This is a genomic window from Pseudomonas corrugata (genome assembly GCF_050920615.1).
Classification (GTDB): domain Bacteria; phylum Pseudomonadota; class Gammaproteobacteria; order Pseudomonadales; family Pseudomonadaceae; genus Aquipseudomonas; species Aquipseudomonas corrugata.
In genome coordinates this window covers 4,512,217-4,526,776 of the sequence record NZ_CP130434.1, presented here as the reverse complement: position 1 = coordinate 4,526,776, position 14,560 = coordinate 4,512,217, and the positions used below count along the sequence as shown (strand labels likewise).

The following is a 14,560-nucleotide window of genomic DNA, read 5'->3' as shown; positions in this document are numbered from 1 at the left end:
GCGATGACCGTTCATCTGTGCTAGGATGCCGGGCTCGGGTATTTTCAGGCTCCGGATGACGACAGGTCCCGGCGGCGGCAAATGTTCGAAATAACCCTGATTTGAATCCCAGTCACTCTGGTTCGGTTTCCCGGTTGGCCGCAAGGCTCCTGCCGCTGTAAGGCAGGCGTTCATGATTGAATGGCCTGGACTGGATCTTGTACTGGCTCATCCCAACCCACGTGACCTTTGGTAGGGGTCACCACTAGGAGAGGAGGCGCCATGCCAACTATTACTCTTCCCGACGGCAGTCAACGTTCATTCGATCATCCGGTATCCGTAGCCGAGGTCGCCGCATCCATCGGTGCAGGCCTGGCCAAGGCCACCCTGGCCGGCAAGGTCAACGGCAAACTGGTGGATGCCAGTGATGTCATCGACAGCGACGCCACGCTGCAAATCATCACGCCCAAGGATGAAGAGGGACTGGAGATCATTCGCCACTCCTGCGCGCACCTGGTCGGCCATGCGGTCAAGCAGTTGTACCCAAGCGCGAAGATGGTCATCGGGCCGGTCATCGACGAAGGCTTCTATTACGACATCGCCTTCGAGCGTCCTTTTACCCCGGACGACATGGCCGCCATCGAACAGCGCATGCAGCAGCTGATCGAGAAGGACTACGACGTCATCAAGAAAGTCACCCCGCGCGCCGAAGTCATCGAAGTCTTCAAGGCCCGTGGCGAGGACTACAAGCTGCGTCTGGTGGAAGACATGCCGGACGAACAGGCCATGGGCCTGTACTACCACGAAGAATACGTCGACATGTGCCGCGGTCCGCACGTGCCGAACACCCGTTTCCTGAAGTCCTTCAAGCTGACCAAGCTGTCCGGCGCCTACTGGCGTGGCGACGCGAAGAACGAGCAGTTGCAGCGCGTCTACGGCACTGCCTGGGCTGACAAGAAGCAACTGGCGGCCTACATCCAGCGCATCGAGGAAGCCGAGAAGCGCGATCACCGCAAGATCGGCAAGCGCCTGGGCCTGTTCCACACCCAGGAAGAATCCCCGGGCATGGTGTTCTGGCACCCTAACGGCTGGACGATGTACCAGGTGCTCGAGCAGTACATGCGGCAGGTCCAGCGTGAAAACGGCTATCTGGAAATCAAGACGCCGCAAGTGGTCGACCGCAGCCTGTGGGAAAAATCCGGGCACTGGGCCAACTACGCGGACAACATGTTCACCACCCAGTCGGAAAACCGCGACTACGCCATCAAGCCGATGAACTGCCCATGCCACGTGCAGGTGTTCAACCAGGGCCTAAAAAGCTACCGCGAGCTGCCGATGCGCTTGGCCGAGTTTGGTGCGTGCCACCGTAACGAGCCGTCGGGTGCGTTGCACGGCATCATGCGCGTGCGTGCATTTACCCAGGACGATGCGCATATTTTCTGCACCGAAGAGCAGATGCAGGCTGAATCCGCCGCGTTCATCAAGCTGACCATGGACGTCTACCGTGACTTCGGCTTCACCGAAGTCGAGATGAAGCTGTCCACTCGTCCGGAAAAACGCGTGGGCTCCGACGAGCTGTGGGATCGCGCCGAGGCCGCGCTGGCGGCCGCCCTCGATAGCGCGGGCCTTGCGTACGACCTGCAGCCGGGGGAAGGGGCTTTCTACGGTCCGAAGATCGAATTCTCCCTGAAAGATTGTCTGGGTCGCGTCTGGCAATGTGGTACCTTGCAGCTCGATTTCAACCTGCCGATCCGTCTGGGCGCCGAATACGTGTCCGAAGACAACAGTCGCAAGCACCCGGTCATGCTTCACCGCGCGATCCTCGGTTCCTTCGAGCGTTTCGTCGGGATTCTGATCGAGCATTACGAGGGCGCGTTCCCCGCGTGGCTGGCGCCGACCCAGGCAGTGATCATGAATATCACTGATAAACAGGCAGATTTTGCCGCCGAGGTCGAAAAAACTCTCAACCAAAGCGGATTTCGTGCCAAGTCTGACTTGAGAAATGAAAAGATCGGCTTTAAAATCCGCGAGCATACTTTGCTCAAGGTTCCCTTTCTCTTGGTTATTGGAGATAGGGAGGTCGAGATGCAGACTGTCGCTGTGCGTACTCGTGAAGGTGCTGACCTGGGCTCGATGCCCGTCGCCGAATTCGCCGAGTTCCTCGCGCAAGCGGTTTCCCGGCGTGGTCGCCCAGATTCGGAGTAATTATTATTAAGCGTGAAATGAGACAAGATAAACGAGCTGCACCGAAGGCCCCGATCAACGAGAATATCTCGGCACGCGAGGTTCGGTTAATTGGCGCTGACGGCGAGCAGATTGGCATCGTCTCGATTGATGAAGCGCTTCGTATTGCTGAAGAAGCCAAGCTTGATCTGGTGGAAATTTCCGCAGACGCAGTCCCGCCGGTTTGCCGGGTGATGGACTACGGCAAATCGATCTTCGAGAAGAAGAAACAGATTGCTGCGGCGAAGAAAAACCAGAAGCAGATTCAGGTAAAAGAAATCAAGTTTCGTCCAGGGACGGAGGAAGGGGATTACCAGGTAAAACTGCGCAACCTGGTACGTTTCCTGAGTGACGGGGACAGGGCCAAGGTATCCTTGCGATTCCGCGGCCGTGAGATGGCCCACCAGGAGCTGGGGATGGAACTCCTCAAGCGGGTTGAACAAGACCTGCTCGAGTACGGTTCGGTCGAACAGCATCCTAAGATGGAAGGACGCCAGCTGATCATGGTCATCGCCCCGAAAAAGAAGAAGTAATCACCAGGGCACGGCAGGCCTTGCGATTATGTTTATCAACTGAATGCGGAGTATCCGAACATGCCAAAGATGAAAACCAAAAGTGGTGCTGCCAAGCGGTTTCTGAAAACTGCTAACGGCATCAAGCACAAGCACGCTTTCAAGAGCCACATCCTGACCAAAATGTCGACCAAGCGTAAGCGTCAACTGCGCGGTAGCAGCTTGCTGCATCCGTCTGACGTGGCAAAAGTCGAGCGCATGTTGCGCCTTCGTTAATTTTTGGATCAAGAATAGAGGAAGTAACTCATGGCTCGTGTAAAGCGTGGCGTCATTGCCCGTAAGCGTCACAAGAAAATTATGAAACTTGCTAAAGGCTACTACGGTGCGCGTTCCCGCGTATTCCGTGTTGCCAAGCAAGCCGTAATCAAGGCAGGCCAATACGCCTACCGTGACCGTCGTCAGAAAAAACGTCAGTTCCGCGCTCTGTGGATCGCTCGTATCAATGCTGGTGCTCGTACCAACGGCCTGTCCTACAGCCGTTTGATCGCTGGCCTGAAAAAGGCATCCATCGAGATCGACCGTAAGGTTCTGGCTGATCTGGCAGTGAACGAAAAAGCGGCGTTTGCTGCGATTGTCGAGAAAGCTAAAGCCACCTTGGCTTAAGTACCCCCGGCAGTCACCGGGGCCCACCTCTGTGGGCCCAGGTGTCAAACGTCATAAATAGGGGAAGAGCCTTAAAGCTCTTCCCCTATTTTGTATCTGGAGTCTGTACATGGAAAACCTGGACGCGCTGGTCTCTCAAGCACTAGAGGCTGTGCAAAGCGCTGAAGATATCAATGCCCTGGAGCAAATCCGGGTTCACTACCTTGGCAAGAAGGGCGAGTTGACCCAGGTGATGAAGACCCTGGGGAACCTGCCGGCCGAAGAGCGTCCGCAGGTCGGTGCGCTGATCAACGTTGCCAAGGAGCGTGTCACAGAAGTCCTCAATGCGCGCAAGGCGTTGTTCGAGGAGGCGGAACTGGCTGCCAAGCTCGCCGCCGAGTCCATCGACGTGACCCTGCCTGGCCGTGGCCAGACCTCCGGCGGCCTGCACCCGGTGACCCGGACCCTGGAACGCATCGAGCAGTTCTTCACCCACATCGGCTACGGCATCGCCGAGGGCCCTGAGGTCGAAGACGACTACCACAACTTCGAAGCGCTCAACATCCCAGGCCACCACCCGGCCCGGTCGATGCATGACACCTTCTATTTCAACGCGAACATGCTGTTGCGCACCCATACCTCGCCGGTACAGGTCCGCACCATGGAATCGAAAAAGCCGCCGATCCGCATCGTCTGCCCAGGCCGTGTGTACCGTAGCGACTCGGATATCACCCACTCGCCGATGTTCCACCAGGTCGAAGGCCTGCTGGTCGATCGCGACATCAATTTCGCCGACCTCAAAGGCACCATCGAAGAGTTCCTGCGGGTGTTCTTCGAAAAAGAGCTGGCCGTGCGTTTCCGCCCTTCGTACTTCCCATTCACCGAGCCCTCGGCTGAAGTCGACATGGAATGCGTGATGTGCAGCGGCAAGGGCTGCCGGGTCTGCAAGCAGACTGGCTGGCTGGAAGTCATGGGCTGCGGCATGGTTCACCCGAACGTGCTGCGTATGTCCGGGATCGACCCGGAAGAGTTCTCGGGGTTTGCTTTCGGCATGGGCGTCGAGCGTCTGGCCATGCTGCGTTACGGTGTAAATGACTTGCGCCTGTTCTTCGACAACGACTTGCGGTTCCTTGCGCAATTTCGCTAGGTCGCGGGTCCGTAACGAATCTATTAGGAGAGCAGGATGAAATTCAGTGAACAATGGCTGCGCGGCTGGGTTAGCCCGCAGGTAAGCCGGGACGAGCTGGTTGCTCGCCTGTCGATGGCCGGTCTTGAGGTTGATAGCGTGACGCCGGCCGCCGGTGAGTTCAGTGGTGTGGTGGTGGGCGAGGTGCTGAGCACCGAACAACACCCGGACGCTGACAAGTTGCGGGTTTGCCAGGTCAGCAATGGCGGGGAAACCTTCCAAGTGGTCTGCGGCGCGCCAAACGTGCGCCCCGGCCTGAAGATCCCATTCGCGATGATTGGCGCCGAGCTGCCGGGCGACTTCAAGATCAAGAAGGCCAAGCTGCGTGGCGTCGAGTCCAACGGCATGTTGTGCTCCCAGGCCGAACTGCAGATCGGTGAAGGCAACGATGGCCTGATGGAGCTCCCGGCCGATGCGCCGGTGGGCCAGGACATTCGTGAATACCTGGGCCTGGACGACGCCAGCATCGAAGTCGACCTGACGCCGAACCGTGGCGACTGCCTGTCCCTGGCTGGTCTGGCCCGGGAAGTGGGCGCCTTGTACGACGCTCCAGTGGCTCGCCCGACGGTCGCGCCAGTTCCGGCAGTGCATGACGAGGTGCGTTCGGTCGAGGTCCTGGCACCAGCAGCGTGCCCGCGTTACCTGGGCCGCGTGATCCGTAACGTCGACCTGTTGAAGCCGACGCCGTTGTGGATGGTCGAGCGCCTGCGCCGCGCCGACGTGCGCAGCATCGACGCAGCCGTCGACATCACCAACTACGTGATGCTGGAACTGGGTCAACCCCTGCACGCGTTCGATCTCGCCGAAATCAATGGCGGCGTCCGCGTGCGCATGGCCGAGGAGGGCGAGAAGCTGGTCCTGCTCGACGGCCAGGAAGTCACCCTGCGCAGCGATACCCTGGTGATCGCCGACCACTCCCGCGCCCTGGCCATTGCCGGCGTGATGGGCGGCGAGCACAGCGGCGTTTCGGCGTCGACTCGCGACGTATTCCTGGAAAGTGCGTTCTTCGACCAGATCGCTGTCGCTGGCAAGGCTCGTTCCTATGGCCTGCACACCGATGCCTCGCACCGCTACGAGCGTGGCGTGGACTGGCAACTGGCCCGTGAGGCCATGGAGCGCGCCACTGGCCTGCTGCTGGAGATCACCGGTGGCGAAGCCGGCCCGATCATCGAAACCCTCAGCGAACAGCACCTGCCCAAGATTGCGCCGGTCACCCTGCGTGCCCAACGCATTTCCCAGATGCTGGGCATGGACATGGACGCCGCCGAAGTCGAGCGTCTGCTCAGCGCCCTGGGCCTGAATATCAGTGCCGATGGAGCAGGGCAGTGGCGCGTCGAAGTGCCAAGTCATCGTTTCGACATCAGCCTGGAAGTCGACCTGATCGAAGAGCTGGCCCGCCTGTACGGCTACAACCGTCTACCGGTTCGCTACCCGCAGGCTCGCCTGGCCCCACAGGCCAAGGCCGAAGCCCGCAGCGACCTGCCGGAACTGCGCCGACTGCTGGTGGCCCGTGGGTATCAGGAAGCGATTACCTACAGCTTCATCGATCCGCGCCAGTCCGAACTGTTCAACCCGGGTGTCGAGCCGCTGTTGCTGGCCAATCCGATCTCCAACGACATGGCAGCCATGCGCTCGTCCCTGTGGCCAGGCCTGGTCAAGTCGCTGCAACACAACCTGAACCGTCAGCAGGACCGCGTGCGCCTGTTCGAAAGCGGCCTGCGCTTCGTTGGCCAACTGGACGGCTTGAAGCAGGAACCGATGCTCGCCGGCGTCGTCTGCGGCAGCCGCCTGCCGGAAGGCTGGGCGCAAGGTCGCGATGTCGTCGACTTCTTTGACGTCAAGGCTGACGTGGAAGCGGTACTCGGCTTCGCCGGTGCCCTTGACGCATTCACCTTCGTGCCGGGCAAGCATCCAGCCCTGCATCCGGGTCAGACCGCGCGCATTGAGCGAGACGGGCGTGAAGTCGGCTATGTCGGCGCCATCCACCCTGAACTGTCGAAAACCCTGGGCCTCGATCGTCCAGTGTTCGTCTTCGAGCTGGTTCTGGCCGAAGTGGCACTGGGGAAAATGCCGAAATTCCAGGAGTTATCGCGCTTTCCTGAAGTGCGCCGTGACCTGGCGTTGCTGGCGGACCGCGACGTTGCTTCCAGCGCTGTGCTGGACGTAATCCGTGAAAATGCAGGCGAATGGCTGACGGACCTCAGGCTCTTTGACGTGTATCAGGGTAAAGGCATTGATCCGCATAGAAAAAGCCTTGCAGTCGGCTTGACCTGGCAGCATCCATCGCGCACTCTTAATGACGATGAGGTGAATACCGCAACGCAGAATATCCTCACCTCGCTCGAAAACAGGTTGAACGCCACGTTAAGGAAGTGACGTATGGGGGCTCTGACGAAAGCTGAGATGGCGGAACGTCTGTATGAGGAGCTGGGCCTGAATAAACGGGAGGCCAAAGAATTGGTCGAACTGTTTTTCGAAGAAATCAGGCACGCTCTCGAAGACAACGAGCAGGTCAAATTGTCCGGTTTCGGCAATTTCGACCTTCGGGACAAACGCCAGCGGCCTGGCCGCAATCCGAAAACGGGAGAAGAAATCCCGATCACGGCTCGCCGTGTGGTCACCTTTCGTCCAGGGCAGAAGTTGAAGGCCCGAGTTGAGGCTTATGCTGGAACCAAGTCATAACGACGAGCTACCCGTCATCCCGGGCAAACGCTACTTCACCATTGGTGAAGTCAGCGAGCTATGTGCGGTAAAGCCGCACGTGCTGCGCTATTGGGAGCAGGAGTTTCCTCAACTCAACCCGGTCAAGCGCCGCGGAAACCGCCGGTATTATCAGCGACAAGACGTGTTGATGATCCGGCAGATCCGCGCGCTGCTGTACGACCAGGGCTTCACCATCGGCGGCGCACGCCTGCGCCTCTCCGGTGACGAGGCCAAAGACGATACCACCCAGTACAAACAGATGATCCGCCAGATGATCGCCGAGCTTGAAGATGTGCTGGTGGTGCTCAAGAAATAAAATTCTGTTTTAAATACTTCCAGTTTTCAAAAGCTTGCGTTATATTCCTGAACGTTCCACTGAGAAGCGGAACAAGATTCACGCCTAGTCGGGGCGTAGCGCAGTCCGGTAGCGCACTAGCATGGGGTGCTAGGGGTCGAGTGTTCGAATCACTCCGTCCCGACCATATTTTTCAATGAGTTAGGCCAATGTTCACAGCATTGGCCTTTTTCATGTGCGTGACTTTTGCGTGACTCCTTGATTTTTCACGCCTGTTTCCTCTTCAAAATCGTCAGCACCGGTCCACGCGAATCGGTTGCTGATACCATGTTCGCAGCTTCAATCAAATTCCCAAGCTCAGCGCCTGAGACTGTCTGTGATGGCACCGGCTGGCTCTGCTCCGTCACGGGTAAGCCTATGCCGCTGCCCGAGCTGGTTCTTGAGCTGAACAAGCGACTGCGGAATGCCTTGGCAGAGATTGCCAGGGGAATCAAGTTGTTGGCGCCTAGCAGCAATACAACCAGAACAACCACCTTGGCGTCGGCGGGTCGAATTTCACAGGGGATTGATCAATGGCCAGAACAAAAAGCTTCACCGAGCGTATTTCGGAAGATCTGCTGGAGCATTGGGGCCGCTGGGTGGTTCTGGGATCGGGAGTGTCCTGCTGCGCATCTCGCGAAAACACGTTGCACACGCCGATGATCACCGTCGACGACGCCTTGATGATTGAATGTCTGATGGGGCGTTTGTTGAAGCGATACCCTGAGGGCGGGAACGTGCTGATGAAGTACTACACCGCCCGGGACAAAGCCCTGGTGGATGTCGGGAAGAAACTTGGCTTCGACGAAGAGAAGACCCGACAGCTGTGGAAGGCAGGCATCGCATGGATCGATGGAGCGCTCGATACTCATCGCGAGGCTGCTTAGGTTCTTGGTGATGATAGTGGCAATTTGATACGAGCGGGTTCAAAATGCCGCCTCATCTTATCGCCATGGAGAGCGAAATGAACGAAGCAGTTGCAGTGGCGGCTCCGCAAAAGCGGCAAGTAGGGTTTCTTCTGGGGCTTGGAATTCTATTCTTCCCCTTGTTGTTTGGCTGGATGCTGCTGAGAAAGGGGCACTCGACCTTCGCGCGCATCGTCGGCTTCATCTGGATGGCCCTGTGCCTAGTGTCGTTGATTGGTATGGGCTCGATTTCAAAAAACAGTTACAACACCTACAAGGAAAGGGCGGCCCAATCCAATACATCAGGTTCGGCTCCTAAACAGCAAGTCCAGGCAGAACCGCTTAAAGCTTACACGTCGACGAAGGTCACCCAAGATTACGAAGACAACACTGTTGCTGCCGACATGCAGTACAAGGGTAAGCGCGTGAAGGTAACCGGGCGCATCACCGATATCAACACTGACTTCCTCGGGAAGCCGTATCTGGTGCTTGCTGGGACTAACCCGTATTTGGGTCCGCAGTTCAAATTTGAGAAATCGGATACGGCCACTCTTGCATCGCTCAAGAAAGGTGCGCAAATTTCGGTAGCCTGCACGGGCAGGGGCGATGTAGCCAAAGTGCCGATGTTCGAAGATTGCGAAGTCTCGCAATAACCGGTTGACACCCCGGTCCCTGTCTATGGATTTGACATTACTTCGCGGTTTTTCCGCGAGCAAAGCCCAACCCTAAGTTGGGCTTTTTGCTTTCTACAGTTCCTTGAGCCTCGGCATTTGCCGGGGCTTTTTCGTTTTCGGCTCCAGCACACCCATCGCCTCAAGCTGGGAGTGCTGCTGGAGTTGATTCATTCCGCAGGCCATGCCCTGCAATATTCAAAACTCCCTGACGGGGAGGAACCGAGATGTCCAACATGCCAGACAAACCAGACACCTGGGCGGTAGCGCTTGCGTGGTTGAGCCAGCATTCGCCAGTCCTGTACGCGGCTGCGCTGTCTTGCGCTATGGCTGTCCTGCGCATCACCTACGGTGGCGGCACGCGGCGCCAGATGGTGGTGGAGGGCGTAATCTGCGGCGGGTTGACGCTGACTATCATCAGCGGCTTGGACTTCCATATTTTTCAATGAAAAAGCCCAACTCTAGCCAGTTGGGCTTTTTCATTGGAGGGGAGTTTTTCGGGATTTCACCCTGTTTTTCCTCTTTCAGCAAGAAACGCCACAATCTCACTAACTGTGCTGCGTGCTGTTCGTGTCACGCCGACCAGTGTGGCGGAGGCCGAACCTGTCCATTCGCCGTAGCCGACCAGCCATAGCCTTGACTCTCTGGTCGAGTGGGTGCCTTCCACTTCAACGCGGCCTTCGGTGTTGACCACTCCCAGTGAATCCAGATGCTGTACGGCCGGCCTGAATCCGGTGCACCAAATCACCGCGTCTACCGCAGATTCAGAACCATCGGCCCAGATAACTCCGTTGCGAGTGAAGCTTTTGAAAGGTCGTACAGACTTGAGGGCGTTGCGCGCTCGGGCCTCGACAACTGGCGCAACCATGACAATATCGCCTAGCCCACCCACTGGCTGTTCAATGAGACGTCCCTCCAGCTGGGCTTTCCAACGCGCGGTTGCGCGCTCGAACAGGACCCGTCCATCCACATCGTCAGGCAGGAATATCGGTTCAACGGGAGTGACCCATGTGGTCTCGGCGACCTTTGAGACTTCGGCCAGAATCTGTGCCCCTGAATTACCGCCTCCTACCACCAACACCTTCTTGCCCGCGAATGCTTGTGCTTCGACATAGTTGGCGGAATGCAACTGCCGACCGGCGAATAGCTCGGCATTGGGGTAGTGGGGAACGTAAGGATTGCTCCAGGTGCCTGTAGCGCTGACAACAACCTTGGTATCCCAATGCTTGTCGTCAGAATGTACCCGCAGGCCAGTTTCCGTTCGCTCAACAGAAGTGACCCGAACCGGACGCTCTACCGGGAAATGGTAGCGCTGTTCGTATTGGGTGAGGTATTCGATCACATGATTTCGTGAAGGGTAGCCATCTTGCGTGGGGGGCATCATCCAGCCAGGTATCGAACTCCAGGTGGCAGGCGAGAATAGACGCAACGAGTTCCAGCCATGCCGCCAGGCACCTCCGGGTTCATTCTCTGCGTCGAGGATGATGAACGAAAGAGGTGTGCGGCGCAGAAAATACGCTGTAGCCAAGGCTGATTGCCCCCCGCCGATAATGACCACGTCTGGTTGAGCGTTGAGTGAATCAGTCATCGGGCGAACCTTGGATCGATGCAAGACGGTCAAGTATAGCGATTCAATTTTGACGCCAGCTGATCCAGCTCATATTGATAGGGGCGCTCTTATACGGGGTATTCAATTGCCGGATGGGCGCTTGCCCAGTATCGCCTGACGATGCCAGCTTGCAACCCGCACTACTTGGACAGGCGGATTCGAATCTGTTTCTCAATCTCGATGATTGCAAAGAGCGCAACGCCAACCCCGATGATCAGCAGACCATCAACGAAGGGGATCGCTTCGGTTGCAAAAACCTTTTGCAGCGGTGGTGCATACGTGATGGCGAACTGCGCAAGGGTGACCACGGCGACTGTCATCCACACGACTTTGGTGCCTCGAATGCCTTTCCAGGTAAGCGATGTGCTGTAGAGATTGCGGATGAAGAACAGGTGGAATATTTCCATCACAACCAACGTGTTGACCGCGATGGTTCGGGCCAACGCCACTGAGTAGCCTCGGTCGAGTGCATACGAAAAAATACCGTAGACGCCGCAGAGAAACAGAATCGAGACAAGCACCATATGCCAGACTAAAGTACCGCTTATGAGTGGCTCTTTGCGTGAGCGGGGCGGCCTGCGCATGGTGTTTTCTTCGGTCGGCTCGAACGCCAGTGCGATGCCGAGCGTCACTGCGGTTATCAGATTGATCCACAGAATTTGTATCGGCGTCACTGGCAGTGTAATACCGAGGAGTAGGGCAACAATGATGGTCATTGTCTCGCCCGCGTTGGTAGGTAACGTCCAGCTCAGCACTTTCTTGATGTTGTCGTAGACCGTCCGGCCTTCGCGCACAGCGGCGACGATGGATGCGAAGTTGTCGTCGGCCAGCACCAGGTCTGCGGCTTCCTTGGCGGCTTCACTTCCTTTTCCACCCATGGCGATACCGGCATCGGCACGTTTTAGCGCTGGTGCATCGTTCACTCCATCACCGGTCATGGCCACTGTCATGCCGTTCGATTGCAGCAGCATTACAAGCCTGAGCTTATGCTCAGGGCTGGTGCGAGCAAAGATATTGACGCTCTTTACCGCCTCCTTGAGGGCTGCATCGTTCATGGTGTCCAGCTCAGCGCCGGTCAGCACCTTGTCGGCATTCTGCAGGCCAATGTGGCGACCGATAGCCGCGGCGGTGCCGCCATGATCGCCAGTGATCATCTTTACAACAATGCCTGCTGCCTGGCATTGCTGAACTGCCTTTATTGTCTCGGGCCTGGGCGGGTCGATCAATCCGACCATGCCAAGCAACGTTAACCTTCCTTGCACATCCTCAAACTCCAACACGGTATGCCCGGGTGGAACTTGTCTGACTGCTAGCGCCAATACGCGCTGCCCCTTGGCGGCGATGGCGTTTGCCTGTGCGTGCCAGTAGTCCGCATCGAGAGGTTCAGTCTCGCGAGCCTTTACCCGCTGCTGCGTGCTCATGGCCAGTATTTGTTCTGGCGCGCCTTTTACGTAGATAGAGGCATGTTGATCATGGTTGTGGTGCAGTGTCGCCATGAAGCGGTGTTTGGCGTCAAACGGTATGGCGTCGGTGCGGGGCCAGGCCTGATGATCTTCATCGCGATCGATTCCGGTTTTTCCGGAAAATGCCAACAAGGCTCCCTCCATCGGATCGCCTTCAACCTTCCATGTATCTCCATGCAGGCGCAGCACGGCATCGTTGCACAAACCGGCTGCGCGACCCAGCTCCTCCAGCTCAGGCTGAGACGACTTGTCGACTGGCTTATCTGCAAGGCTGATGCTTCCCATTGGTTGATAACCTGCGCCATCGACCGTGAAGTAGTGATCTTTCGTGACGACCGACGCCACCATCATTTCGTTGCGGGTAAGTGTGCCGGTTTTGTCTGTGCAGATGACGGACACCGAGCCGATTGTTTCGATGGCAGGCAGGCGACGAACAATGGCGTTGCGACGAGCCATCGCTCTGACTCCGACAGCTAGGGTGATGGTAAGTACGGCGGGCAGCCCTTCAGGTATTGCTGCTACCGATATACCGACCACGACCATGAAAATCTCTGTGAACTCGTAGCGCCCGACATAATGACCAAACACGAGCAACAATCCGCCAACTAACAAGATCAGAATCGTCAGCCGGTGCGCAAATACGTTCATTTGCTGCACCAGCGGAGTCGTCAGCGTTTCTACTTCCGCCAGCAGCGTACTGATGCGTCCGATTTCGGCAGCAGTTGCGGTAGCAACCACAACCCCTGTCGCTTGCCCGCAAGTCACAAGCGTGCCGCTGAACGCCATGCAGGTACGATCAGCCAGGGCAGCGTCAAGTCCCACGGGTTTGGTATGTTTTTCTACTGGTAGGGATTCACCGGTAAGAATTGCTTCTTGAACTTGTAGTCTGTTGGCGTGCAACAGGCGTAAATCAGCAGGGACTTTGTCGCCGGCCTCCAGTAGTACGATATCGCCCGGTACTATTTTCTCGCCTGCAACGCTCAAGCGTTCGCCTGCACGAATCACGGCGGCGTGCGGTGCCAGCATCTGCCGGATAGCGTCCATGGCTTTTTCCGCTTTGCCTTCCTGAACATATCCAATGATTGCATTGGTAACCACCACTGCCAGAATCACCACCGTATCCGACAGGTGTTGCAACATCGCGGTAATTGCGGCGGATCCTATAAGTACATAAATCAGAATGTTGTGAAATTGCAGCAAGAATCTCAGCCAGGCAGGTCGTCGTACTGCTTCCGGCAAGCGATTTAAACCAGTACGGTCGAGCCGGGCTTGCACTTCGGCGGCGTTCAGCCCGACGTGCTCATCGACTTCAAGCAGGTTCGTCACCTGCTCCGCGGGCAGGGTGTGCCAGGCGGTGGAATGTGACGCAATGGGTGTTTGCTCTTTTCCTGCTTCACCGACCGGCTTCTTCAATGAGTTTCTCCTGTTCCCACCGCTCAGCGGGAGCGGGTCAAGGGGCATGAGCAGGCTAGGCCCTGTACGAAAAGCCTTGATACTCGTTCCTGCTGCGTTGAAAACAGCCTCGGAATGCTCATGTACTCCAGTACACTGCGCTTGCTCGGCTGTTTTCGCCTTGCCTGACCTTCGTCTCAAGACTTTTCGTACAGAACCTAGGTTGAAGGCTGAAGCCATTTTTGATCTGCGTATGAAGCAGGATGAGGTTGGGCTGCCGAACGGGTAGGTCGAACGAGCATGCTCCCGCGCTGTCCAGTCATCATGGTCGCCCGCCTGGTGATGAAGCCCTCGCAAGGCTGGTCATGTATCAATAGAGGACATCCAGCTGAACCCTCTTGCTGTAAAGGCTGAGGCCTACTCAGATGATGGAAAGATAGACCATGAGCAAGGCTCCCAGAGCAGCAGTGATCACATTTGCCATAGGGCCGGAATTGATACTGTACCCGTCAGGGATTTCAACGGGCTCCAGAGCCTTGACGACGCGTTTGTACTGCCAGGATGACCAGCATGCAACCCATGAGCCCAGCATGAGAAAAGCGAGTCCGATCCAGAAGGAGAAATGCCTTTCAGGGCTGCCCGAAGCACCGGGTTTGAGCATCTGTAGCAGTAGCCCGGATCGTTCAATCACAAAGCCGAAGGCCATAAGCGAAAGACTGGTTCGGTTCCACGCCAGCAGGGTTCTCTCCGCAGCAAAGAACACGCGTGGATCTTTCAGGTCGGACATTAAAATCTCCTTGCTCGAACAAGTCTTGAAACGGCTCCGCTCAGAGCAGCGTTAACCAGTAGCCATCCACTTGCACGTTCATGGATTCAACTGCCGGGGTTGCAGCGCATGGCCTTGGCGGGGAGTTGAATCACGAGCTGAAGCGTTCAGCTAC

The 14,560-nt window shown here is 57.2% G+C and carries 13 protein-coding genes, 1 tRNA gene and 2 pseudogenes; 12 read left to right on the top strand and 4 right to left on the bottom strand.

The window, feature by feature from the left end:
* Window positions 1-261 precede the first annotated feature (261 nt).
* The 9 genes from thrS (at window position 262) to QZH45_RS19785 (ending at window position 7,727) form a co-directional block, all read left to right on the top strand.
* Complete coding sequence (gene thrS / locus QZH45_RS19825) at window positions 262-2,184, top strand: threonine--tRNA ligase (RefSeq protein WP_024779373.1); 1,923 nt, start codon at window positions 262-264, stop codon at window positions 2,182-2,184.
* Window positions 2,184-2,735 (top strand): translation initiation factor IF-3, encoded by a 552-nt coding sequence (gene infC / locus QZH45_RS19820; RefSeq protein ID WP_169432615.1) that lies wholly within the window; start codon window positions 2,184-2,186, stop codon window positions 2,733-2,735. Before thrS ends, infC begins: the two co-directional genes overlap by 1 nt.
* Before the next feature lie 60 nt (window positions 2,736-2,795).
* The gene (gene rpmI / locus QZH45_RS19815; RefSeq protein WP_002553160.1) at window positions 2,796-2,990 is read left to right on the top strand and encodes a 50S ribosomal protein L35; all 195 of its coding nucleotides are present in this window, start codon (window positions 2,796-2,798) and stop codon (window positions 2,988-2,990) included.
* 30 nt (window positions 2,991-3,020) lie between these two features.
* A complete protein-coding gene (gene rplT / locus QZH45_RS19810; protein WP_024779372.1) occupies window positions 3,021-3,377 on the top strand; it encodes a 50S ribosomal protein L20 in 357 nt (118 codons plus the stop codon).
* A gap of 109 nt (window positions 3,378-3,486) precedes the next feature.
* Window positions 3,487-4,503 (top strand): phenylalanine--tRNA ligase subunit alpha, encoded by a 1,017-nt coding sequence (pheS, locus tag QZH45_RS19805; RefSeq protein WP_024779371.1) that lies wholly within the window; start codon window positions 3,487-3,489, stop codon window positions 4,501-4,503.
* Between the two features lie 36 nt (window positions 4,504-4,539).
* On the top strand, window positions 4,540-6,918 hold the full coding sequence (gene pheT, locus QZH45_RS19800) for a phenylalanine--tRNA ligase subunit beta (RefSeq protein ID WP_069018286.1): 2,379 nt from the start codon (window positions 4,540-4,542) through the stop codon (window positions 6,916-6,918).
* Between the two features lie 3 nt (window positions 6,919-6,921).
* Window positions 6,922-7,224: an integration host factor subunit alpha gene (gene ihfA / locus QZH45_RS19795; RefSeq protein ID WP_002553164.1), complete on the top strand. Its 303-nt coding sequence runs from the start codon at window positions 6,922-6,924 to the stop codon at window positions 7,222-7,224.
* Window positions 7,205-7,561, top strand: a complete 357-nt coding sequence (locus tag QZH45_RS19790) for a MerR family transcriptional regulator (protein WP_003179985.1) — start codon at window positions 7,205-7,207, stop codon at window positions 7,559-7,561. The genes ihfA and QZH45_RS19790 overlap by 20 nt, the downstream gene beginning before the upstream one ends.
* A gap of 89 nt (window positions 7,562-7,650) precedes the next feature.
* A tRNA-Pro gene (locus QZH45_RS19785) sits at window positions 7,651-7,727 on the top strand.
* 79 nt (window positions 7,728-7,806) lie between these two features.
* Here the strand turns inward: QZH45_RS19785 and QZH45_RS19780 are convergent.
* Window positions 7,807-7,908 (bottom strand): annotated as a pseudogene (locus tag QZH45_RS19780) (integrase); the annotation flags it as partial.
* Between the two features lie 204 nt (window positions 7,909-8,112).
* Here QZH45_RS19780 and QZH45_RS19775 point away from each other — a divergent pair.
* The 3 genes and pseudogenes from QZH45_RS19775 to QZH45_RS19765 form a co-directional block, all read left to right on the top strand.
* Window positions 8,113-8,466: an antiterminator Q family protein gene (locus QZH45_RS19775; RefSeq protein ID WP_055135659.1), complete on the top strand. Its 354-nt coding sequence runs from the start codon at window positions 8,113-8,115 to the stop codon at window positions 8,464-8,466.
* A 77-nt stretch (window positions 8,467-8,543) separates the two neighbouring features.
* Complete coding sequence (locus QZH45_RS19770) at window positions 8,544-9,137, top strand: OB-fold protein (RefSeq protein ID WP_055135658.1); 594 nt, start codon at window positions 8,544-8,546, stop codon at window positions 9,135-9,137.
* A gap of 245 nt (window positions 9,138-9,382) precedes the next feature.
* Window positions 9,383-9,589 (top strand): annotated as a pseudogene (locus QZH45_RS19765) (phage holin, lambda family); the annotation flags it as partial.
* Window positions 9,590-9,660: 71 nt separating this feature from the next.
* Here the strand turns inward: QZH45_RS19765 and QZH45_RS19760 are convergent.
* The 3 genes from QZH45_RS19760 to QZH45_RS19750 all read right to left on the bottom strand — a co-directional run bounded on the left by QZH45_RS19760 (window position 9,661) and on the right by QZH45_RS19750 (window position 14,406).
* Window positions 9,661-10,743, bottom strand: coding sequence for an ArsO family NAD(P)H-dependent flavin-containing monooxygenase (locus QZH45_RS19760; RefSeq protein WP_055135657.1), 1,083 nt, complete (start codon window positions 10,741-10,743; stop codon window positions 9,661-9,663).
* Window positions 10,744-10,904: 161 nt separating this feature from the next.
* Window positions 10,905-13,640, bottom strand: a complete 2,736-nt coding sequence (locus QZH45_RS19755; RefSeq protein WP_055135656.1) for a cation-transporting P-type ATPase — start codon at window positions 13,638-13,640, stop codon at window positions 10,905-10,907.
* 400 nt (window positions 13,641-14,040) lie between these two features.
* Entirely contained in the window at window positions 14,041-14,406 is a 366-nt protein-coding gene (locus tag QZH45_RS19750) for a YidH family protein (protein WP_024779365.1), read from the bottom strand.
* Window positions 14,407-14,560 lie beyond the last annotated feature (154 nt).

Bases quoted from the DNA above. Each gene is read 5' to 3' on its own strand.
- pheS (WP_024779371.1), top strand. From the start codon at position 3,487: ATGGAAAACCTGGACGCGCTGGTCTCTCAAGCACTAGAGGCTGTGCAA.
- QZH45_RS19775 (WP_055135659.1), top strand. From the start codon at position 8,113: ATGGCCAGAACAAAAAGCTTCACCGAGCGTATTTCGGAAGATCTGCTG.
- rpmI (WP_002553160.1), top strand. From the start codon at position 2,796: ATGCCAAAGATGAAAACCAAAAGTGGTGCTGCCAAGCGGTTTCTGAAA.
- thrS (WP_024779373.1), top strand. From the start codon at position 262: ATGCCAACTATTACTCTTCCCGACGGCAGTCAACGTTCATTCGATCAT.
- QZH45_RS19760 (WP_055135657.1), bottom strand. From the start codon at position 10,743: ATGACTGATTCACTCAACGCTCAACCAGACGTGGTCATTATCGGCGGG.
- pheT (WP_069018286.1), top strand. From the start codon at position 4,540: ATGAAATTCAGTGAACAATGGCTGCGCGGCTGGGTTAGCCCGCAGGTA.
- QZH45_RS19790 (WP_003179985.1), top strand. From the start codon at position 7,205: ATGCTGGAACCAAGTCATAACGACGAGCTACCCGTCATCCCGGGCAAA.
- rplT (WP_024779372.1), top strand. From the start codon at position 3,021: ATGGCTCGTGTAAAGCGTGGCGTCATTGCCCGTAAGCGTCACAAGAAA.
- QZH45_RS19750 (WP_024779365.1), bottom strand. From the start codon at position 14,406: ATGTCCGACCTGAAAGATCCACGCGTGTTCTTTGCTGCGGAGAGAACC.
- ihfA (WP_002553164.1), top strand. From the start codon at position 6,922: ATGGGGGCTCTGACGAAAGCTGAGATGGCGGAACGTCTGTATGAGGAG.
- QZH45_RS19770 (WP_055135658.1), top strand. From the start codon at position 8,544: ATGAACGAAGCAGTTGCAGTGGCGGCTCCGCAAAAGCGGCAAGTAGGG.